The following is a 21,589-nucleotide window of genomic DNA, read 5'->3' as shown; positions in this document are numbered from 1 at the left end:
GGCTACGGTGTTAGCCCTTTTTGTCTTTTGCGCATTTGAATTACGTGTTCATCGGTCAGAATAGGGGTGATTTTGTCGCGCTTGTTGGAAAGCAGCACAGGATCGTCTTCCTGCGCCATACCCCATTTTATACGTTCTTTGAGAAGGGCAATGGCCGCGTCATGCCGTTCACCCGGGCGAATGATCGTGTCAGGAATATTGGGGTTGTCGGATAGTTCGTAAATAAGGAGATCGCCCTGTCTTGTCTTTCCCCAATGGACGTCATCAAAGTGCGTTAAACGAAGGATCTTCCCCGTGCCGCCCTCATATTCGCGCATCGTCGGGACAAGTTTTCCTTTTTCTATCAGTTCTGCGGCGGCCTGTTTTTCATCGGGGTTTTTCATTTCACTTACCCCGATTTCTCCCATTCCGGCATAAAAAAGCCAGACCAGCCTGAGGTCTGGAGGGCGGCCGTTCGTGGTGTCATCCAGCACTTGATAAAGCTTCGGCTGCATGGCGCCGGACCCTTGTTGCCCTTTTACCCTGCTCAACAGGGCGCATTGATCCGCATAAGCTTTGGCTGTTTCTCTCATCATAAAACTCTTTCTTTTGAATATTTATTATGTCTAACAACGGACCGTTTTTTTGTCAAGCCGTGTTTTCATGGAATACGGAGAGGAAGTAAAGGGGGATACCGTGTGAATTGACGCTTGAACAAACCGGAGCGGGGGGCTACGGTTTGCTAACGATGATTCAACCAGACAGGCGGATATTTGAGCATGAGCGAGCGTGACCCTTTGGAAGTTTATAACAGCCACCTTATTCCCACAGTGATCGAACAGACCAATCGCGGGGAGAGGGCCTTCGATATTTTCTCCCGTCTTTTGAAAGAGCGGATTATTTTCCTGACCGGCGAAGTGAACGATCATGTCTCCAGTCTGATTTGCGCCCAGCTTTTGTTTCTGGAGTCCGAAAACCCGACCAAGGATATTTCCTTTTACATCAATTCGCCGGGCGGGGTCGTGACGTCCGGTATGGCGATGTATGACACGATGCAGTACATCAAGCCCGAAGTCTCTACCGTTTGTATCGGACAGGCCGCCTCCATGGGCTCGCTGCTTTTGATGGCGGGCGCGGCGGGCAAACGGTTTTCCTTGCCCAATTCCAGGATTATGGTGCACCAGCCTTCGGGCGGGGCGCAGGGGCAGGCGACGGACATCGAAATTCAGGCGAAAGAGATCCTGCGGCTTCGTGCCACCCTGAATAATATTTATGTGCAGCATACGGGCAAAAAACTCTCCGAGATCGAAAAAGCCATGGAGCGCGATAACTTTATGTCCGCCGAGGAAGCCAGAAAATTCGGCCTCATTGACAAGGTTGTCAGTGCGCACGGCGAAACCGACGATAAAGACAAGAAGAAAAGTTAACGAACTTTGATTTTTTCTTGGTTTCTCTGCTATAGTTTTCGTATCTTTACAGGCTCTTTACCTTTTTGGTTTAAGAATCAATCGCGGTGGTTTGTCTTATGATGTCAGGGAACGGTGCCGCTTTTGAGTGGCGGGAGTGAGGAATCAAAACATTATGCGGATAACAGGAACATCTTCCAAAGAGCAGAAATACGCGGTTTTGCCCTTGCGCGATATCGTGGTTTTTCCCCATATGATTGTGCCTTTGTTTGTCGGGCGGGAAAAATCCGTCAAGGCGCTGGAGCATGTCATGGAAAGCGACAAGCAGGTTTTGCTGGTCACGCAAAAATCGCCTTCCGACGACGATCCGGGGCCGGATGATTTGTACGGGGTCGGTGTTGTCGGTTCCATCCTCCAGCTTTTGAAACTGCCTGACGGAACGGTCAAGGTTCTGGTGGAGGGGCTGACCCGCGCCAAAATCAGGAACTATACGGAACATGAGGACGGCTTTATAGAAGCCGCCGCGTTTGAGATCAAGGATGCCTCTTCGGATAAAGACGAACTTGAAGCCTTGGCCCGCGCGGCGATCACGCAATTCGAACAATATGTGAAGCTCAACAAAAAAATTCCGCCGGAAGTCATTGTCTCGGTGAACCAGATTGACGAACCTTCGAAAATGGCGGACACGATCGCCTCGCATCTGGCTTTGAAGATCGAGGAGAAACAGCAGCTTCTGTCCCTGCCGGGCTCTGCGGAACGGCTGGAAAAAATCTATAGTCTGATGGAGGGGGAAATCGGCGTCCTTCAGGTGGAAAAACGCATCCGCAACCGCGTAAAGCGCCAGATGGAAAAAACCCAGCGCGAATATTATCTCAACGAGCAAATGAAGGCGATCCAGAAAGAGCTTGGCGAAGGCGAGGACGGGCTGGATGAGCTTGGAGAAATAGAAAAGAAAATTAACGAAACAAAGCTTTCCAAGGAAGCGCGCGAAAAAGCGAAGGTCGAACTTAAAAAACTGCGCCAGATGAGCCCCATGTCCGCAGAGGCGACGGTGGTCCGGAATTATCTGGACTGGATTCTGGATCTGCCGTGGAAAAAACGCTCCCGCGTGAAAAAGGATATTAAACTCGCGCGCAGCGTTTTGGACAAAGATCATTACGGGCTGGACAAGGTCAAGGAACGGATTCTTGAATATCTGGCCGTGCAGCAGCGCACCGGAAAGGTCAAAGGGTCCATCCTGTGCCTTCTGGGACCGCCGGGGGTAGGAAAAACCTCTCTGGGGCAGTCGATCGCGCGGGCGACAAACCGCAATTTCGTGCGCATGTCTTTGGGCGGCGTGCGGGACGAAAGCGAAATCCGCGGGCACCGCCGGACCTATATCGGCGCGATGCCGGGCAAGATTATCCAGGGGATGAAGAAGGCCAAAACATCCAATCCGCTTTTCCTGCTGGACGAGGTGGACAAGCTGGGGTCCGACTGGCGGGGCGATCCGAGTTCGGCCCTGCTGGAAGTTCTGGATCCGGAACAAAACGCAAAATTCAACGACCATTATCTGGAGCTGGATTACGATCTGTCGGACGTCATGTTCATCTGCACCGCCAACACGTTGAATATGCCCCAGCCTCTTTTGGACCGGATGGAAATCATTCGCATCTCCGGCTACACCGAGGATGAAAAACTTCAGATCGCCAAGCTGCATCTGCTGTCAAAACAGGTGAAGGCCGCAGGGCTTAAAAAAGGCGAACTCGTTATTAGCGATACCGTCATCCGCCATTTGATCCGCTATTACACCCGCGAGGCGGGCGTGCGGAATCTGGAGCGCGAAATCGCCAATCTCTGCCGCAAGGCCATCAAGGAAATCCTGATGAAGAGAAAGAAAAAAATATCCATCACGCCAAAATCTTTGGAACGTTTTGCAGGCGTGCGGAAATTCCGTTATGGCGAAGTGGAAGAACAGGATCGCGTCGGCGTGGTCAACGGACTGGCCTATACCGAATCCGGCGGCGACCTTCTTTCGATCGAGGCGGTGACCATGCCGGGCAAGGACGGCAAGGTGACGACCACGGGGAACATCAAGGAAGTCATGAAGGAATCCATTACGGTCGCCGAAATGTTGATGAAGTCGCGGGCCGCGCAGTTCGGGATTGATTACGAAACGCTCAAGGAAAAAAGCATTCATGTCCACGTGCCCGAAGGGGCGACGCCCAAGGACGGCCCTTCCGCCGGCGCGGCGATGACAACAGCCATCATTTCCGCTTTGACCGGTATTGATGTGCGCCGGGACATTGCAATGACGGGCGAGATCAATTTGCGCGGCCATGTGACGGCGATTGGCGGCCTGAAAGAAAAACTGCTGGCGGCCATGCGCGGCGGCATTACCAAGGTTTTGATTCCCAAAGACAACGAAAAAGATCTGGCCGATATCCCCGACAAGGTAAAAAAAGGTCTGGAAATTGTGCCTGTGGGAACAATCGAAGAGGTTCTTTCCCATGCTTTGCTGCGTATGCCGGAGCCGATTTTGCCGGAAAAAGGGGAACAAATAGAGAAAATTAGTACGAAATCCCCAGAAAATAAGGGGGAAGGTGTAATTCACCATTGAGTCTTCTTTAAAAAAGTCCTAGAAAAGAATCATCAGATTGTTGGAAACCGAGGGGTACAAAGCCTTTTGGCCTGTGATCTAAAAAAATAACTTATCAACTTTAACAAAGGGGATTCTCATGAATAAAGCAGAACTTATCGAATATGTTGCGAAGAAAGCAGACCTCACCAAAGCAGACGCCCAAAAAGCCGTTGATTCCGTATTTTCCGGTATCACAGCGACTTTGAAAAAAGGTCAGGATGCACGCTTCGTTGGTTTCGGTACATTCTCCGTTGCCAAACGTGCCGCCACAACAGGCCGCAACCCACGCACAGGTGAGCCTATCAAAATTCCGGCTTCCAAAAATGCAAAATTCAAAGCAGGTAAAGAGCTGAAAACAGCTGTTAACAAATAGTCCTGCCGACAATGTTTCGAATAAGGCCCCCTTTCGGGGGCCTTATTTTTGGCTTGAAATTCTGCCGATTACTCATTACTGATATCGGACCTGTCAAAAAGGGCGGTTAGCTCAGCTGGGAGAGCATCTCGTTTACACCGAGAGGGTCGGGGGTTCGAGCCCCTCACCGCCCACCATTTACTGCATTCATTCGGATTACCGTTGGACTTGTTCCTTTTTTGGGACAGCGGAATGAGGAGTCCTTCTTTAAGGGGGGGCGATTGTTCCGAGGGCAGGGCATTTTCAGGGAAAATGGCGCGCCCGGCAGGACTCGAACCTGCAACATCCTGCTTAGAAGGCAGGTGCTCTATCCAGTTGAGCTACGGGCGCCCTGTTCAACCCTTGAAACCGCGGGCGAGAAAATCTGGCGGAAGCGCAGGGATTCGAACCCTGGATGGGCTTGCACCCATGCCGGTTTTCAAGACCGGTGCATTCAACCACTCTGCCACGCTTCCGTCTGGTTGATCCCAGACGGTGGACGATAATCGGTAGAGGCTTATCAGTAAAGGAAATATCTGCTATGAAACCTGAATGTTCTTTTACGCTGCAAAAATTTTGTGGATTCTGGCCTCGCCACTGAACGCGTTGCTTCTCCTTTTCGCCGCTGGCGGCCTTGTGCGGATCTGGCGAAGCGGCACAGGAACGCGCCTGATCTTGATCGCTGCGGCCCTGTTTGTGTTTTTCGGTGTGGTTCCGGTCGGCCCGGCCCTCGTGACCTATCTGGAGAAACAATATGAAAGGCCGCAGTTTTTGCCTGAAAAAATTGCGGGAATTATCGTCCTGGGCGGGGCGTTCGATTCCTATATAAGTGAAAAGACGGGGCAGGGCGCGGCGAATGACAATATAGACCGCCTGATTACCTTTGTGGAACTGGCCAGAAACTATCCCCAGGCCCGGCTTGTTTTCAGCGGCGGAACAGGGGATATCCGCCAGCCGGACCGCAAGGAAGCGGACGACGCGAAAGCCTTTTTCCAATCTATAGGGTTTGCGCCTCAGAATATCCTGTTCGAAAGCCGTTCCCGCAACAGTTTTGAAAATGCGCTCAATACGAAGGCGCTCGTGAAACCGAAGCAGAGGGAAAAATGGATCGTCGTGACCTCCGCCTATCATATGCCGCGCATCGTGGCCGTGTTCAACAGTCTGGGGTGGGGGGTCATTCCCTATCCAAGCGATCCCAGAACCGATGGAAAATACCGCCTTTTCCCGGACATGCTAGATGCAGGCGGGAATTTTTCAGCCTTGACCGTGGGGATCAAGGAAGTCCTGGGGACCTTCTTTTACTATCTCGGCGGAAAAAGCACTTTGCCGTTTCCGAAAAGAACGGATATTGTCTTCGGTCAAAAAGCGGCTTCGGAAAAAAATCTTAATGACTTACATTAAAAAACTTTTATTACTCTTTGTTTTTGTTTGTTTTTATTCGGTTGAAGCTCAAGCCGCTTCTTTTGATGTATGGCTGCAGGGATTCAAGAGAGAGGCTTTGCAGAGCGGGATTTCACAAAAAACGATCAACTCCGCCCTCGGCAACATCCAGCCGCTCCAAAGGGTTATTGAGCTGGATAAAAAGCAGCCGGAATGGAAAAAAACATTCGCAGATTACCGTAAAATGGTGGTGAACGAAAAGCGCGTTCAGGATGGAAGGGAGCTTGTTCAGGCGTACAAAAGGGAGCTGGACGAAGTCGAGCGCCGATACGGCGTCGCCCCGGAATATGTGGTTGCGCTCTGGGGGATCGAAACCAATTTTGGCTCTAACACCGGCGGATTCCAGGTTGTTCCGGCCCTGGCGACGCTGGCCTGGGAAGGGCGGCGGGGCGCTTTTTTCAAAAAAGAGCTCATAAACGCCCTTAAAATTATCGATGCGGGCCATGTCTCGGCCGCCAATATGAAAGGCTCATGGGCCGGCGCCATGGGGCAAAACCAGTTCATGCCCAGCAGCTTCAATGCCTATGCCGTGGACGGCAACCGTGACGGCCGGCGGGATATCTGGGACACAGAAATTGACATATTCTCTTCCACGGCCAATTATCTGGTAAAAAACGGCTGGAAACCGGGCGAAAAATGGGGGCAGCGGGTCCGGATTCCGCAGGGATTCAACCAAAACATGATCGGGCCAAAGGTCGGGAAACCGTTGTCCGAATGGGCCCGCATGGGTATCCGGCTTCACGGCGGCGGGGCGTTGCCTGCCGGAGATATGCCCGCTTCGGTTGTGGCGCCGGATGGACTGGCGGGAGAGGCATATATTGTGTATAATAACTACCGGACAATTATGGCCTGGAACAGGTCGACCTATTTTGCAACATCCGTCGGACTGCTTGCAGATCGTATTGCAAGTCGGTAAAAGGTTCTTCCGATATCTTTCATAACAAACCCAGAGTGAAACAAACCAGAGCGAACAACATGACAAACTGGAAAAAAATCTTCTTTCTTTTTGGCGCCGTTTTTCTTTTATCCGCCTGTAGCGAAACGCAATATGCGGCCCATCTGGCCAAACAGGCTTTTCCCGATCCTTCCGCCGGAAAAAGTGCCGGGATGTATAAAGTCGGCACGCCCTACAGAGTGGCAGGGCGCCAGTACACGCCCGTAGAAAGATTCCGTTATACCCAGACCGGTACAGCGTCGTGGTACGGGCCGAATTTTAACGGCAAGAAAACGGCCAATGGCGAAATTTTCGACAAGAACGCTCTGACGGCTGCGCACAGGACGTTGCAGCTGCCTTCCATTATTCGCGTCACCAATCTGGATAACCGTAAATCCCTTATTCTGCGGGTGAATGACCGTGGACCTTATGCGCATAACCGTATTCTGGATGTTTCCGAACGCGCTGCCACCCTGCTCGGTTTCAAGGGCGCGGGAACGGCCCGGATCAAACTGGAGGTTCTGACGGATGAGAGCCTGAACGTGGCAAAACTGGCCAAAGAGGGAAGGGACACAAGAGGTTATGAAATTGCGGCGAATAATCGAGCGCGCTCCGGCACGTCTTTAAAACCGTTTGAATCTTCCCGTTATGCGAGTGCGGATGTGCCGGCGGCGCCTGCGCAGAAACCCGTTCAGCTGGCGTCTGTTGAGCGCCAGCCTTTGCCTCCTGAAAGAATATCACAGGTGCAGTTATCGGAGATTCCTGCCAGAAAACCTGTCATAGCAAACGGAAACAATATCTATGTTCAGGCCGGGGCGTTTTCGCAGGAGCAGAACGCGCTCTCTTTAAGCGAAAAAATTTCTTCTATCGGCCCCTCCAGGGTTTATATGGCCCGCGTGAACGGCGCGCCCTTTTTCCGCGTGCGTCTGGGACCTTATATGCAAGTGGCGCAGGCGGATGCCGCTTTGAACCAGCTTGTCGCGCTGGGCAATAAAGGCGCCGTTCTGGTTGCCGATTAATTTAAAAGCTTCGTCAAAGCATCATTGACGTTCGGGCCTCCCTGCGGTTTCATGGGGGCATCTTTTTTCGAGTCCAGCAAAAGGAATATCATGCGGCCAGTTCTTATTGTTTTTTCTTTACTTTTTGCCCCGGTTTTTATTCTGGGATTTCCGGCATGCGGCTTTGCGGCCTCCATTACGACGACGGCCCGGCAGGCCATTATTCTGGATGCCGAAACAGGGCAGGTCTTGTTTGAAAAAGCCGCAGATGAAAAAGTGCCGACCTCTTCCATGAGCAAGGTCATCACGATGTATGTGGTCTTCGAAGCGCTTAAAAAGGGAGATATCCAGCTCGATACGGATCTGGACGTCAGTGAAAAAGCATGGGCGATGGGCGGTTCCAAAATGTTTGTGCCTGTGGGCAAGACGGTAAAAGTCGAGGATTTGATCCGTGGCGTTATCATTCAGTCCGGCAATGATGCGACGATTGTGCTGGCCGAAGGGCTCTCTGGCACCGAAGACATCTTTGCGGCGGCGCTGAACCAGAAAGCGGCGGAACTGGGGATGGAAAACAGCCACTTCGTGAATGCAAGCGGCTGGCCGGATGAAAATCATTATTCAACGGTCCGGGATCTCGCGCGCCTGAGCCTTAAAACCATCGAAGATTTTCCGGAGTATTACAAATATTTTGCCGAAAAAGAATTTACCTATAACAACATCCGGCAGGAAAACCGCAACCCCCTTTTATACAAAAACATAGGGGCTGACGGGCTTAAAACCGGCCATACGGAATCCGGCGGATATGGATTGATGGCGTCCGGCACCCGTGACGGGCGGCGTGTCGTGCTTGTTTTAAACGGGATGGAGAGCAAGGAAGAGCGGGCGAAGGAATCCGGGCGTCTGCTGGACTGGGGTTTGCGGGTTTTCCAAAATATGCAGCTTTTCGAGGCGGGGGAAACAGTGGAAGAGGCGCCCGTGTCGATGGGGAAAGCAAAAAAGGTTCCCCTTGTTTTGGGGGCGCCGCTTTTGCTGACGGTTCCGAAAATGGAAAAAAACGCCGTTCATGTGGAAGCGAAGTATCCGAAGCCTCTGGATGCGCCTGTTGTCAAGGGGGCGCAGGTCGGGACGCTCGTTGTGACAATCCCCTCCATGGCGCCAATGGAATATCCGTTGCTGGCCGGGGAAGAGGTTGAAAAGCTCGGATTCTTTAAAGCCTGGCTCGAAAGATTGAAAATACGTATTGGCGGCATGATGTCACATGAGTGAAGGTCTGTTCATTACCCTTGAAGGCGGGGAGGGCGCCGGCAAAACCACCCAGATCAGGCTTCTGGCGCAGACGCTGCAAAACAGGGGCTTTCAGGTTGTCCAGACGCGGGAGCCCGGCGGGACGCCCGCAGGAGAGGCGTTGCGGGATGTCTTTGTGGCGCATAAGGGAAAAGACTGGCCGCTGGCCGCGCAGACGATGCTCATGTTTACCGCCCGGGCGCTTCATGTGGAAACCCTGATCCGGCCCGCGCTGGAAGAGGGGAAAATCGTTATCTCCGACCGCTTCACAGATTCAACGCGCGCCTATCAGGGGTATGCGCAAGGGTATGACCCTGAAAGGCTGGAAGGGGTCAAACGCGCCGCTATTGGCGATTTTGAGCCGGATTTAACGTTCATATTCGATATCGACCCGCGGGAAGGCCTGGTCCGCGCCACAGGGCGGGCGCAGGGCGACGACACGTTCGAGGAAAACGGTCTCGCGTTTCATGATCGCCTGCGGGAAGGCTACCGCTGCATCGCAAAAGAGAACCCGCAGCGCTGCGTCCTGATTGACGCCACGGGGACGGTCGAGGCGATTGCGGAAAAAATTCTGGCGGAGGTTTTGAAAAGACTTGATGTTTGAAGGGTTCGAAGAACTTGAAGAAGGAGGGGGGCTTGAGGCCGCCGAGGCGTCTTTGCGCGAGGATGTCCTGCTTGCGCCCCGGCAAAACCCGGATTGTCCGGGTCAGGAGGAGATTGAAAAAGCCCTCCTGCAGGCTGTGAATAGCGGCGCTTTGCCGCATGCGCTGATCTTTGCCGGTCCCGGCGGTGTCGGGAAGTCCACGATGGCGTTCCGGCTGGCCCGCTATCTTCTGAAAAACGGAAGCGCCGGAGCCGCGCAGGACAGTCTGTTCGGAGAATCCCTTCCGCCTGCGGCGAGCCTCGCTATCGAGACGGACCATCCCGTTTTTCACAAAGTGGCCTCCGGCGGCCATCCCGATCTTTTAACCATCGGGCGGCCGATGGATGAAAAGAAAGGCGTTCAAAAATCGTCCGTCGATGTGGAAACGGCCCGGAAAGTGACGCCTTTTTTACGGATGACCCCTTCGGAGCAGGGCGGCTGGCGCATCGTGATTGTCGACGATGCCGATACCATGAACCGCAACGCCCAGAACGCTTTGCTTAAAATCCTTGAAGAGCCGCCGCCGCGCGTCCTTTTGATCCTGATTGCGCACAGGGCGGGAGCCATGATCCCGACTATCCGCTCGCGCTGCCGTACTTTTTCCTTCCCCGCTTTGCCGCGCGGTATCGTTCTGGACCTGCTTCGGCGTTATGAGCCCGCCGCCGAGCCGAAAGAACTGGAAATGATCGCGACCATCGCCGAGGGGAGCATTGGCGCCGCGATCAGGATTCTTGAGGAAGGCGGGCGTGAATCCGTCCAAAGTGTCATGGACCTGCTGTCCGCCTGGCCGGAATGGGATTGGAAAGCCATTCATCAGACCGCCGAGATGCTGGGCCGGCACGGGCAGGATAAAGCCTTTTTAGGGTTTCGCGATATCCTGCTTTGGGTCGCACAAAGCCTGACAATGGCGAAGGCGAGGGGGATCGGGACTCTGGAGGCGCCGCTTTCGGAAGCGTTTGTTCCCCGCCTGCTGGCCCATTATTCTCTTGAACAATGGAGCCAAATCTGTGAAAGACTGGAGGAGCATTTTGCCTGCGTCCAGAGCGCCAACCTCGATCGCAGGCAGGGCGTCATTGGCGCTTTTGCAATGTTTGAATAAAAAACGAAAACGGACAGGAGTTTCACATGGCTGGCACAAAACCGGCTTTTTATATCACAACCGCTATTTCTTATGTGAATGGATCGCCGCATCTGGGGCATGCCTATGAGGGAATTTTGACGGATGTCATGGCGCGTTTCAAGCGCCTCGACGGGCATGAGGTGTTCTTCCTGACCGGGACGGACGAACACGGTCAAAAAGTTGCCAAAACGGCCGAAAAGAACGGCATGGCACCGAAGGCGTTTTGCGACAAGATCGCGGCGGAATTCGTGCAGCAAACCAAAGACCTGAATATCTCCAACGACGATTTTATCCGCACCACGGAACCGCGCCACTATAAAGCCTCGCAAGGCATCTGGAATGCGATCGGGAAAAACAATCCGGAGGATATTTATCTGGGCCACTATAACGGCTGGTATTCGGTGCGGGATGAGGGGTATTTCACGGAAAGCGAACTCACGGAAGCCCCGGACGGAACCAAACTTGCTCCAAGCGGTGCACCGGTGGAGTGGGTCGAAGAACCAAGTTATTTCTTCAGGTTATCGGCTTATACGGAGAAATTGCTTCAACTTTACGCGGACCGTCCGGAGTTCATTGAACCGGAGAGCCGGCGCAATGAAGTCATTTCGTTTGTGAAGAAGGGCCTGCAGGACGTTTCCATTTCAAGAACAAATTTTAAATGGGGCGTGCCCGTGCCCGGCGATCCGGACCATGTGATGTATGTCTGGCTGGATGCGCTGACCAATTATATTACGGGGGTCGGGTATCCCGATACGGACTCCGACTCCTACCGGACATTCTGGCCGGCGGATTTCCATGTCATCGGCAAGGATATTATCCGTTTCCACTGCGTTTACTGGCCGGCCTTTCTGATGGCGGCGGGGCTGGAACTGCCCAAATGTGTTTTCGCCCACGGCTTTATCAATGTGGAAGGGCAGAAAATGTCCAAATCCGTCGGTAATGTGATTTCGCCCTCTTATCTGGTTGACACGTTCGGGCTGGACCAGATGCGCTATTTGCTGATGCGCGAAGTGCCGCACGGACAGGACGGGAATTTTTCGGAGGCGCACGCGATCGAGCGGATCAATTCGGACCTGGCCAACGGGTTGGGAAACCTGGCGCAGCGCAGCCTGTCCATGATTGCCAAAAACTGCGAGGGAAAAGTGCCCGCGCACGGCGACTTTACGCCGGAAGACCGGGCGTTGATGACCCATGCGCATGAAGAGATGATGCCGCAAATCCGGGAGGAATTTAGCGCGTTCCGCTTTAACCGCGGGCTGGAAAAAATCTGGAAGCTGGTGGACGCGGCCAACGCCTATATTGATGAGCAGGCCCCGTGGGCCCTGAAAAAAACCGATACGAATCGTATGGGAACGGTGCTTTACGTGCTGGCCGAAACAATCCGCTGCCTTGCCATTGCCGTGCAGCCCGTGGTGCCGGGCTCGGCCGCGAAAATGCTGGATCAACTGGCCGTTCCGGAAGACGCGCGCGATTATGCACATATCTCCGCAGGTCATATGCTCAAATCCGGCACATCCTTACCCGCGCCGGAAGGAGTCTTCCCCCGCATCCAGATTGAAGAGGCGGCGGAATAGGATTCTCTTATGTGGATCGACAGCCATTTTCATCCCACGCATGAACGAACCGAAGAAGGCGACAGCGCCGATGCGATTATCGCGCGCGCCAAAGAGGCCGGGGTCGAGGGCATGCTGGCCATTTCCTGCGAGATTACAGGCGATTTCCGGGATGTGCTGGAGGTGGCGCGAACGCATGAAAATGTCTGGTGCAGTGTCGGCACCCATCCGCATGAAGCCGGAAAACCGGAAGAACAAGCCATTACCCTTGAAAAACTCGCTGAAATAGCGAATTCAGACCCGAATATCGTCGGAATAGGGGAGACGGGGCTGGATTATTACTATGACAACTCTCCGCGGGACCTGCAGCAGGAGAGCTTTCGCAAACATATCCGCGCCTGCCTTAAGACCGCTTTACCCCTGATCGTCCATTCCCGCGACGCGGAAGAAGACACCATGCGGATTATCCGGGAAGAGGGGGGACAAAAAGCGGGTCTGCGCGGGGTGATGCACTGTTTTTCTTCCGGTCCCTGGCTGGCGGAAGAAGCGCTGGAAGAGGGGTTTTATCTCTCTTTTTCCGGCATTGTGACCTTTAAGAAAGCGCAGGAATTGCAGGAAATTGCCAAAAACACGCCGCTGGAGCGGATTCTGGTGGAAACCGACGCGCCTTTTCTTGCACCGGAGCCTCATCGCGGACGTGCCAATGAACCGGCTTTGGTGGTTCATACGGGTCAAAAGCTGGCAGAACTTCATGGAATTTCTCAAGAAAAGCTTGCAACATATTCAAAAAACAACTTTTTTAACCTTTTTAACAAGGCAAAAACAGCATGAGCGCCGAATTCATTATACTCGGTTGCGGCAGTTCTGCGGGCGTTCCCGCCATCGGCAATTATTGGGGGGCCTGCAATCCTGAAGAGCCGAGAAACCGCCGGACGCGTTGCTGTGCGGGCGTCTGCTCGGACAAGACGTCTTTGATTATCGACACGGGGCCGGACCTGCGGGCGCAATACACCCAAAGTGGTTTTACCCATCTGGACGCCGTTTTATATACCCATGCGCATGGCGACCATACCAACGGCATTGACGAATTGCGGACATTGCAACGGCGGTTCAAGCGGCAGTTTGACGTCTTTGCCAGCCGGGATACGCTGGACGATATCATGCCGCGCTTTAATTATATGTTCGAAACCAGCGAAGACGGCTTTTATCCGCAGGTTCTGGTGCCGAATGTCCTTGAATACGGGCGCCGGACGACCGTCGGCGATATTTCTTTTACCGCTTTTGATATGAATCACGGCGCTTGTCGGGCTACGGGCTACCGTTTCGGCAATATCGGATATTGCACGGATATGTTTGATCTGGATGACGCTGCGCTTGATATTCTGGACGGGATTGATATCTGGATCGCCGATTCCGCAGGCTATCACAGTCGGTCCAATCCGGTTCACGCCAGCCTGGAAAAAATATTTTCCCTGAATGAACGGATCAAGGCCCGGCAGGTTTATTTAACGGCGATGCCGCCGACGATGGATTATGCGACGCTGAAGACGGAATTGCCGGACGGCTATGCGCCAGCCTATGATGGACTGAAACTGGAAATAAAATAAGAGGTACTTCTAAAGAATATCCATTTGAGGAATATCTATTAATTTCCATAATATCCATTATCACATTAAAAGGTTCACGTTTTAACGAACAGGCTCATATTTTAACAATGTCACAACAGAAGCCCCGTAACCCCCTTCCCGAATTTAAGCACCCGATCGACAGGCTGCTATGGGTGATGGCGCGCCTGCGCGATCCTGAAGGCGGATGTCCGTGGGATCTGGCGCAGGATTTTAAAACCATCGTGCCTTATACCATCGAGGAAGCCTATGAGGTCGCCGACGCCGTAGATCGCGGCGATATGGAGGATTTAAAGGAAGAACTGGGCGATTTGCTGCTGCAAAGCGTTTACCACGCCCAGATGGCGTCCGAAAACGGGCATTTTGATTTTAACGATGTCGTCGAAGGCATTCTGGACAAAATGATCGGCCGTCACCCGCATGTTTTCGGGGAGGAGCAGGCCCGCAGCCCCGACGATGTGAACAGGATATGGGAGGGCCGCAAAGACGCGGAAAAAGAGGGGCGGGAAAGCGCTCTGGACGGCGTGACGCAAGGGCTCCCTGCCCTGCTCAAGGCGCAGAAACTCCAAAAAGCCGCTGCAAAGGCGGGCTATGTATGGCCGGATACGCATCACGCGTTTGAAAAGCTGGAAGAAGAGATCGCGGAGTTCAGGGCCGAGCTGGAAAGCGGCGATAAAGCCGCGCAGGAAGAGGAATTCGGCGATCTGCTCTTTTGTCTGGTCAATTACGGCCGCATGAACGGCCTTAAAAGCGAAGAAGCCCTGCGCAAGGCCAATGTGAAGTTTGAAAAGCGCTTTCGCGGCATGGAATCCGATCTCAAAAAAGACGGGCATACCGACCTTGAAACCCTCCCGCTTGACACCTGGCTGACCTATTGGAAAAGGCAGAAATAAAAACAAAAATTTTTATTTTATATCAATCTATTGTTTTATTTTTTAACGTCTTATATCAAGAAATATCTGTTCTATTTCGGTCCAAAGACCTTCATTTGCGGCATTGATAAGTCCCCCTTCTTCATCCCCCGGCAGATAAGGACTCTTGTCCCATTTGCGGCTGTAGCCGCCGGCCTCCCCAAAGAGTAAAACCCCTGCCAGATGGTCCCAGGGCTTTATGCGGGAATAAAAGGAGAATTGCCGTTTTCCGCCGGCCAGCGCCAGATATTCGTGCGCGCAGCAAAAAAGAGCGCCGGTTTGTTTGAACAAAGCCAGCTTTTCTTCCACCTTTGCCCGCAGGTCCTTTGAGACGAATTTGGTGCTGACAAAGCCTTTGATTTCGGCAAGCGGGGCTCCCGGTTTCCGGTCAGGGGCGCAAGGCGCGCCCCCTATTGCCGCCCCCGCCCCGCACTCAGCCACGCCCATGCGATCTCCGGGAATGTCGTAAATCCAGCCCGCGACCGTTTGCCCCCGGTAAACCAGCGCAACGATGGTCCCGAAGACGGGTTTTCCGGCGGCGAAATTATTGGTGCCGTCCACGGGATCGACAACCCAGACGAAGTCCTGTTCCTCCCGGAGGGCGGAAATATGGGCTGTGCCTTCTGACACAGCTTCCTCCCCTATCACGTGGGAGCCGGGCAGCGCGTCTTTCAAAATGCGGGTGAGGTCTTTTTCGGCCTCTATGTCCGCAATCGTGACAAGGTCCGAAGGGCCGGATTTCGTGCTGATTTCATGCGCCTCAAGACTCTCGAAACGCGGGCGGATGCGCGCATTAGCAACCTCGCGCATGTATCCGGCGATCCGGTCCATATCAACTTGCATGAGATGTTTCCTCCGGCTTGTATCCGAAACGGCTCTCGAAGCGCGTAGAATCCTTTTGTTCGAGATGAACCAGAATATCCGTTTTTTCTTCCGTGTTTTTACGCTCCAGAATTTCGCCATGCTCGTACAGCCACGAAAGCGCCTGCCCGTCTTCAGGCCGCAGTAAAAAACGGCGGGTCTGGCGGTGGCGCGCCAGGAAACGGTCCAGTTTTGACAGCAATTCGCTTTCCCCCTGCCCTGTCAGCGCGGAGATGCAAATATATTTTTCATTCGTGCGGCATTGACGTTCAATGTCCGTGCGGCTTTCGGGCTCACAAAGATCCATCTTGTTCATGGCTTCGAAGATACGCTCATCGCTTTCGTAATCAATGCCCATATCGCTGAGGACGGCTATTACATCGCGTTTTTGCGCTTCGTGGTCGTGGCGCGAGATATCCCGCACATGAAGAATGACATCCGCATACAAAACCTGTTCCAGTGTGGCGCGAAAAGAAGCCACCAGATGCGTCGGCAAATCGGAAATAAATCCCACCGTATCGGCGAGAATAACCTCCCGTCCCGACGGAAGGGTGATCCGGCGCATGGTGGGGTCAAGGGTTGCAAAAAGAAGGTCCTTGGCGAAAACGCTGGCGCCGGTCAGGCGGTTAAACAGGGTCGATTTACCGGCATTGGTATAGCCGACGAGAGCGACCACGGGAAACGGGACGCGCTCCCGGTTTTTCCGGCCCAGATCCCGCGTTTTACGGACGCTTTCCAGCTCCTTTTTGAGCTGCGTGATGCGTTCCGTAATGAGGCGGCGGTCCAGCTCGATCTGCCGCTCCCCAGGACCGCCCATGAATCCCGCGCCGCCGCGTTGCCGCTCAAGGTGCGTCCACGAGCGCACAAGGCGCGAGCGCTGGTAATCCAGCGCGGCCAGTTCGACCTGAATGCGCCCTTCTTTCGTTTGCGCCCGCTCCCCGAAAATCTCCAGAATGAGCCCTGTGCGGTCGATAATCTTGGTGTTCCATTCTTTCTCCAGATTGCGCTGCTGTACCGGCGAAAGCGGGTGGTTGACGATGACCACATCCGGCTCTTTTTCACGCGTCAGAGCGGCAAGGGATTCGGTATGTCCCTTCCCGAAAAAACGTCCCGGATGGATGCGTCCCGTTTTGAGGGGCCTGCTCTCCAGCACATCAAGGTGAATGGCGCGCGCGAGCCCTTCGATTTCTTCCAGAATATCGGGGAGATCGCGTCGTCCTTTTTCCTCCGGATGACGGGAAAAAACAGGATGGACGATAAGGCAGGTCTGGCTCACCTACTTGCCGCCTTATTCCCCGGACGCGCTTTCTTCGGACTCGTCGTGCAAACTGAGCGGACCGCCGGGCATGATAGTTGAAATAGCGTGCTTATAGACAAGCTGCACATGCGACTCCCGGCGCAACAGGAGGCTGAAATTGTCGAACCATGTGACAACGCCCTGCAGTTTGACACCGTTTATCAAAAAGACGGTGACGCTCAGTTTTTCTTTTCTGATTTTATTGAGAAAAACGTCCTGAACATTTTGAACCTTCTCTGTCATTTTTATTTTCCTTAATTATCATTGCTTTTTGGGTTCTTGACGTTCGTCTTAGCGAAGTTGGAAGCCCTCAGCAAGCCTTCTTTTCAAGGCTTGCGGATAAATAATCCTGCAACTCGGAAAGATTCGCGCAGGAAAAAGAAGGGGCATATGTCTCTAAAAGAACGGCGCGGGGATTGCCGTGGTGGATATAGACGCATTCCACACCGGTATTCCGGGCGCAAAGCATATCCGTTTCCGTATCCCCGACATATAAAATATCCCGGGGGGTGAGAGCCTCATCGACGCGGCGCATGGCCAGACGGAAGGGTTGGGCCGAAGGCTTGTCTTCTTCCGCCTCCCCTGCCCCGACGGCGGCCTTGATATATCTATCCCAGCCGAGCTGCGTGATTTCTTTCAAAAGAACCTCGTGGCGTTTGTTGCTTACCACGCCGACGGGAATGTTTTTTTCAGCCAAAGAGCCAAGGATCGCAGACGCCCCGTCCAGAACCTCCAGATACTCCAGATGATGTTTATCGACAAATTCGTAGAGCTGTTTTTGCGCTTCTGCGGCCCGGTCGCCGTAAATTTTCGGATAGGTTTCCCGTGCGGAGCGGCTGACCCGCCCGAAAATATCCTCCGCCTCCCACAAAGGCAGGTTATGGATTTTCCGAACGTGGTTATGGGCATCCAGAACCATGCCGCACGTATCTACAAGCGTGCCGTCCCAGTCAAAAAAAACGGCCTTCAAAATCCCGGCTCCCAGTGAACCTGTTCGCCCTTTAAACCGTCCGCATAGGCCCTGTATTCCGCGTAAATATTTCTGGTGACATCGCCCGGCTTTCCATCGCCGATTTTATGACCATCGATTTCGATGACGGGCGTAATCAGGGCGGTGGCGCTGCTCGCGAAAGCCTCGATCGCGTCATAGGCTTCTTCGGGCGTAAAGGCGCGTTCCTCGATTGTCAGGTTCATCTCCCGGCACAGGTGTTGAATGGCCGTCCGCGTCACCCCGCGCAAAATATCGTTCGAAACGCTGCGCGTGACAAGCTTCCGGTCTTTGGTGACAATCCAGGCATTGCTGGCGGAACATTCCGTCACGAACCCGTCGGGATCCACCATCCACGCATCGTAGACTCCTGAATCAATGGCTTTTTGCTTGGCCAGACATTGCGGAAGCAGCGCGATGGTTTTGATGTCCCGCCTTTTCCAGCGGATATCCGGCAGCGTTATGACCCTGACCCCGCTTTGGATTGTCGGGCTGTCGTCAAACTTGAAGGGATTGGCGATGACAACAAGGGATTGCGGCGTTTCAGGGGCCGGGAATTTAAAATCCCGCCGCGCCCGTCCCCTTGTGACCTGAATATAAAGGTTGGCATTCTTCAACTTGTTCCGGCGGAGCACCTCGCGCAGAATAAACTGTAAAATCCGCCGGGGCACAGGCATGTCCATTTGCATTTCAGACAAGGAACGTTCCATCCGGTCCAGATGGCCCGTTTCGTCTGCCAATTTTCCATGAATGCAGCCGATAACCTCGTAGATGCCGTCTGCGAACTGATAGCCCCGGTCCTCTATATGGACACAGGCATCGTTATAGGGAACATACTGACCGTTTACGTAAGAAATTCTAGGCATATCAAAATAAATCCACCTGGACGGAAAATATTTTTTCAACGGCGGCAGACGCGCCTGCAAGAACAAAAAGAACGACATGATCTTGCGGTTTCATAACGGTTTCACCGCTGGGTATAATGACTTCGCCCCCTTTACGCAGGATAGCGCCGATCAAGATTCCTTTTGGAAAATGAATATCTTTCAGCGGCGTGTTGACAATAGCGGTGTTGTCAGAAATTTCGACTTCGATAACTTCGGCCTCTCCGTCGAGGAGCGTGTGAATTTCCCTGATCCGCCCCCGCCGGACATATTGCATGATCGTCGAGGACGTAATCGCGCGCGGCGAAACGGTTGTGCCCAGAGCCAAAGGTCCCAGAATGGCATTGTAGTTCGACTTGTTCAGGAGCGTGATCGTTCGGTCGCACCCGTATTGTCGCGCCAGAATGGAAGCCAGAATATTGGTTTCGTCATCTTCGGTGACAGCCACAAGAGTCTCGGTGGCCTGCATGTTCGCTTCTTCAAGGATCGTTTTATTCAGCCCGTCCCCGTTCAGGATAATAAAATCCGTAAAAGTTTCACTCAGCATGATCGCGCGCCGGGGGTTTTTTTCGATAATTTTAATATTAATTCCTTTATGTTTCTCTTTCAGTTCCTGCGCCAGGCAAACGCCGATATTGCCCCCGCCCAGAATCACAACGGAGCGGGCCTCTTTTTCTTCATGACCAAAGGCGGACAAAATCCTTTCAATATGGTTCGTATCGGCGACGAAATAAACTTCGTCCCCGATCATCATTTGCTCTTCTTTTTCCGGAATGCGTAATTTTCCGTTTCGATAAATCGCCAAAATCCCGACATTGATATCAGGAAAAAGCATGGCAAGTTGCCGCAAGGGCGTATTGATAACCGGGCAGTCTGTTTCACAAACAACGCTGCAGAAATGGAGAGCGCCTTCCGCCAGAGAAATCACATTGGTCGTGCCGGGAACGGACAAACGTTTTGTAATAGCTTTCGCAACTTCCAGTTCCGGCGAAATGATAACGTCAATCGGCATGTGGGCGCGGCTAAAGAGGTTCGCCCAGACCGGGGCCATATAACGGCGATCCCGAATACGCGCAATTTTTCTGGGCACATTGAAAAGGGAGTGCGCGACCTGACAGGCGATCATGTTCACTTCGTCCGAATGCGTCACGGCGGCGATCATGTCGGCCTCCCCGGCCCCTGCGGCGGCGAGCACATCGGGAATGGAGGCGTGTCCCTGAATGGCATTCACATCCAGTTCCTCATTCACTCTGGCGATCATGTCCGGATCGTTATCAATAATGGTGATGTCGTTGTTTTCACGGCTCAAATAGGCCGCGATATTGTACCCAACCTGACCGGCTCCACAGATAATAACGCGCATTTAAGGATACCCCCCTTTAGAAGGCGAATTCTGCACTTCTCCGGTAAAAAAGGCAATGGGCGGTGGTTCAAAAAACGATGCGTATTCGGTCGGCCAGCGTCAGAGGCAATTCATCTCTTTCTGTGGGAGTTTACCGCCCCGGTCCTTTGAACAGATAGGAGACAACAGCTCCTGAATATTTTTGTCCCGGATTAAATCCGTTACCTTCAAGGGCTTGTTGGAAAGCAGAACGGGCTTCGGATTCCGGTATTTTTCCTCTCCCTCTTCCTTCCATTTCGTGGCTGGCTGCACGTACTTCAGCCTCATTCATGGCATAGAAGACATCACTTTCAACACCTGATGCCTGCCCAAAATCCGATGTAATATAATATTTACCTGTTTTTAGTCCCTCCATTGCGGCGTTGCATTGCATGGAAGCTTGATCAACTTTCCAACGATTACCAGAACTTTTGAGTGAGAGTGCATAGCATTTTCTACTTCCAAGGAAAGCTCTCATGCCTTGTCCATGGTCCAGATCAACGCCTTCTTTTTCGGCAATCTCATCCAGTTTTGTGAGCTCTTCTACGATAGCGTCCGGTCTTGCAATTTTAGTCAATAAATCGGGACGGGTTATCTCTGGTTCTAAGGCCATTTCAGCTTTAATTCTGTTACCGGATCCATAAAATGTTTTCGAAAAAACAAGTGCCTCAGGATTTTTGGCCAGAATTTCAACGGCCCGTTTAGAAGAAATTTCTCCCATCCGTGGATCAGAGAGGTTAGAAGCAGGAAGAACGTAAACGTAGTCGGTTGCTTCGGAAGGTGCAGGAGCGGAGCTGTATGGGCTTCCTGCTACTTTCACAAAGTTGGCGATATTCTTCTTAAGGTCAGCAACCTGCCCGGATAGATCGGAAAGCTGCCCTTTCATTTTTGCCATTCTGTCTTCCTGTGCTATTTCTTTGTCTGCCGCTATGGCAGCGCCGAAGGGCCCCAACGCGGCAAGAACGCTGATTGCAACTGTTCTTCTGAGTCGTTTCCACAAGTCTGATTTTTTGTTTTGATTACCCAATAACTCATTTCCTTTCGCAAAAAGTTAGCAATGTACAGATTTTTACATAATTCTATTTTTTTTTCAAGAAATTTTTCCGGCGGGTGATTTTTGCCCTAATATCAATCGGATAGATTAGTTATAGCGCGAGCGTAATAGATTAGTTATAGCGCGAGCGTAGTCGAGGGATCTTGGAACTATCAAACGACGAAGATCCCTCCACTTCGGGCTGACGCCCTCCGGTCGGGATGACAAGAATATTTCCTCT

The 21,589-nt window shown here is 52.9% G+C and carries 21 protein-coding genes and 3 tRNA genes; 14 read left to right on the top strand and 10 right to left on the bottom strand.

From position 1 onward, the window contains the following. Positions 1–2 precede the first annotated feature (2 nt). Positions 3–575 (bottom strand): hypothetical protein, encoded by a 573-nt coding sequence (locus H6853_07475; protein USO03365.1) that lies wholly within the window; start codon positions 573–575, stop codon positions 3–5. A gap of 183 nt (positions 576–758) precedes the next feature. Between H6853_07475 and clpP the strand changes: the two genes are divergently transcribed. The 4 genes from clpP to H6853_07455 all read left to right on the top strand — a co-directional run bounded on the left by clpP (position 759) and on the right by H6853_07455 (position 4,554). After that, positions 759–1,406, top strand: a complete 648-nt coding sequence (gene clpP, locus H6853_07470; protein USO03364.1) for an ATP-dependent Clp endopeptidase proteolytic subunit ClpP — start codon at positions 759–761, stop codon at positions 1,404–1,406. A gap of 154 nt (positions 1,407–1,560) precedes the next feature. After that, positions 1,561–3,984 (top strand): endopeptidase La, encoded by a 2,424-nt coding sequence (gene lon / locus H6853_07465; GenBank protein USO03363.1) that lies wholly within the window; start codon positions 1,561–1,563, stop codon positions 3,982–3,984. Between the two features lie 118 nt (positions 3,985–4,102). Next, a complete protein-coding gene (locus H6853_07460) occupies positions 4,103–4,378 on the top strand; it encodes an HU family DNA-binding protein (protein ID USO03362.1) in 276 nt (91 codons plus the stop codon). A gap of 100 nt (positions 4,379–4,478) precedes the next feature. Then, a tRNA-Val gene (locus H6853_07455) sits at positions 4,479–4,554 on the top strand. Positions 4,555–4,670: 116 nt separating this feature from the next. On the opposite strand, the gene H6853_07450 is transcribed toward H6853_07455, so the two are convergent. Both H6853_07450 and H6853_07445 read right to left on the bottom strand, forming a co-directional pair. After that, a tRNA-Arg gene (locus tag H6853_07450) sits at positions 4,671–4,747 on the bottom strand. A 35-nt stretch (positions 4,748–4,782) separates the two neighbouring features. Next, positions 4,783–4,872: transfer RNA gene (locus tag H6853_07445), tRNA-Ser, on the bottom strand. A gap of 76 nt (positions 4,873–4,948) precedes the next feature. On the opposite strand from H6853_07445, the gene H6853_07440 reads away from it, so the two are divergent. From H6853_07440 to mazG, 10 genes are all read left to right on the top strand, one after another. Then, on the top strand, positions 4,949–5,797 hold the full coding sequence (locus H6853_07440) for a YdcF family protein (protein USO03361.1): 849 nt from the start codon (positions 4,949–4,951) through the stop codon (positions 5,795–5,797). Further along, positions 5,784–6,752 (top strand): lytic murein transglycosylase, encoded by a 969-nt coding sequence (locus tag H6853_07435; protein USO03360.1) that lies wholly within the window; start codon positions 5,784–5,786, stop codon positions 6,750–6,752. The genes H6853_07440 and H6853_07435 overlap by 14 nt, the downstream gene beginning before the upstream one ends. A gap of 59 nt (positions 6,753–6,811) precedes the next feature. After that, on the top strand, positions 6,812–7,789 hold the full coding sequence (locus H6853_07430; GenBank protein ID USO03359.1) for a septal ring lytic transglycosylase RlpA family protein: 978 nt from the start codon (positions 6,812–6,814) through the stop codon (positions 7,787–7,789). Positions 7,790–7,879: 90 nt separating this feature from the next. Continuing rightward, positions 7,880–9,034: a D-alanyl-D-alanine carboxypeptidase gene (locus tag H6853_07425; GenBank protein USO03358.1), complete on the top strand. Its 1,155-nt coding sequence runs from the start codon at positions 7,880–7,882 to the stop codon at positions 9,032–9,034. Then, positions 9,027–9,656 (top strand): dTMP kinase, encoded by a 630-nt coding sequence (locus H6853_07420; GenBank protein USO03357.1) that lies wholly within the window; start codon positions 9,027–9,029, stop codon positions 9,654–9,656. The genes H6853_07425 and H6853_07420 overlap by 8 nt, the downstream gene beginning before the upstream one ends. Then, entirely contained in the window at positions 9,649–10,794 is a 1,146-nt protein-coding gene (locus tag H6853_07415) for a DNA polymerase III subunit delta' (protein USO03356.1), read from the top strand. The genes H6853_07420 and H6853_07415 overlap by 8 nt, the downstream gene beginning before the upstream one ends. 26 nt (positions 10,795–10,820) lie before the next feature. Next, complete coding sequence (locus H6853_07410) at positions 10,821–12,389, top strand: methionine--tRNA ligase (protein ID USO03355.1); 1,569 nt, start codon at positions 10,821–10,823, stop codon at positions 12,387–12,389. A gap of 9 nt (positions 12,390–12,398) precedes the next feature. Continuing rightward, positions 12,399–13,199, top strand: a complete 801-nt coding sequence (locus H6853_07405; protein ID USO03354.1) for a TatD family hydrolase — start codon at positions 12,399–12,401, stop codon at positions 13,197–13,199. Beyond that, complete coding sequence (locus H6853_07400) at positions 13,196–13,975, top strand: MBL fold metallo-hydrolase (GenBank protein ID USO03353.1); 780 nt, start codon at positions 13,196–13,198, stop codon at positions 13,973–13,975. Before H6853_07405 ends, H6853_07400 begins: the two co-directional genes overlap by 4 nt. A 107-nt stretch (positions 13,976–14,082) precedes the next feature. After that, positions 14,083–14,886, top strand: a complete 804-nt coding sequence (gene mazG / locus H6853_07395) for a nucleoside triphosphate pyrophosphohydrolase (GenBank protein USO03352.1) — start codon at positions 14,083–14,085, stop codon at positions 14,884–14,886. A 42-nt stretch (positions 14,887–14,928) separates the two neighbouring features. Here the strand turns inward: mazG and H6853_07390 are convergent, their stop codons facing one another. The 7 genes from H6853_07390 to H6853_07360 form a co-directional block, all read right to left on the bottom strand. Then, on the bottom strand, positions 14,929–15,747 hold the full coding sequence (locus H6853_07390; protein ID USO03351.1) for an inositol monophosphatase: 819 nt from the start codon (positions 15,745–15,747) through the stop codon (positions 14,929–14,931). Beyond that, entirely contained in the window at positions 15,737–17,041 is a 1,305-nt protein-coding gene (gene hflX / locus H6853_07385) for a GTPase HflX (GenBank protein USO03350.1), read from the bottom strand. The genes H6853_07390 and hflX overlap by 11 nt, the downstream gene beginning before the upstream one ends. Before the next feature lie 12 nt (positions 17,042–17,053). Continuing rightward, entirely contained in the window at positions 17,054–17,305 is a 252-nt protein-coding gene (gene hfq, locus H6853_07380) for an RNA chaperone Hfq (protein USO03349.1), read from the bottom strand. A gap of 67 nt (positions 17,306–17,372) precedes the next feature. Continuing rightward, positions 17,373–18,032, bottom strand: coding sequence for an HAD family hydrolase (locus tag H6853_07375; protein USO03348.1), 660 nt, complete (start codon positions 18,030–18,032; stop codon positions 17,373–17,375). Continuing rightward, a complete protein-coding gene (locus H6853_07370; GenBank protein USO03347.1) occupies positions 18,029–18,916 on the bottom strand; it encodes a D-amino-acid transaminase in 888 nt (295 codons plus the stop codon). The genes H6853_07375 and H6853_07370 overlap by 4 nt, the downstream gene beginning before the upstream one ends. A 1-nt stretch (position 18,917) precedes the next feature. Beyond that, positions 18,918–20,297, bottom strand: a complete 1,380-nt coding sequence (trkA, locus tag H6853_07365) for a Trk system potassium transporter TrkA (protein USO03346.1) — start codon at positions 20,295–20,297, stop codon at positions 18,918–18,920. Between the two features lie 130 nt (positions 20,298–20,427). After that, on the bottom strand, positions 20,428–21,342 hold the full coding sequence (locus tag H6853_07360; GenBank protein ID USO03345.1) for a hypothetical protein: 915 nt from the start codon (positions 21,340–21,342) through the stop codon (positions 20,428–20,430). Between the last annotated feature and the right edge of the window lie 247 nt (positions 21,343–21,589).

The sequence above is a fragment of the Rhodospirillales bacterium genome, assembly GCA_023898765.1.
GTDB lineage: Bacteria > Pseudomonadota > Alphaproteobacteria > Micavibrionales > Micavibrionaceae.
This window is presented reverse-complemented; position numbering and strand designations above follow the sequence as displayed.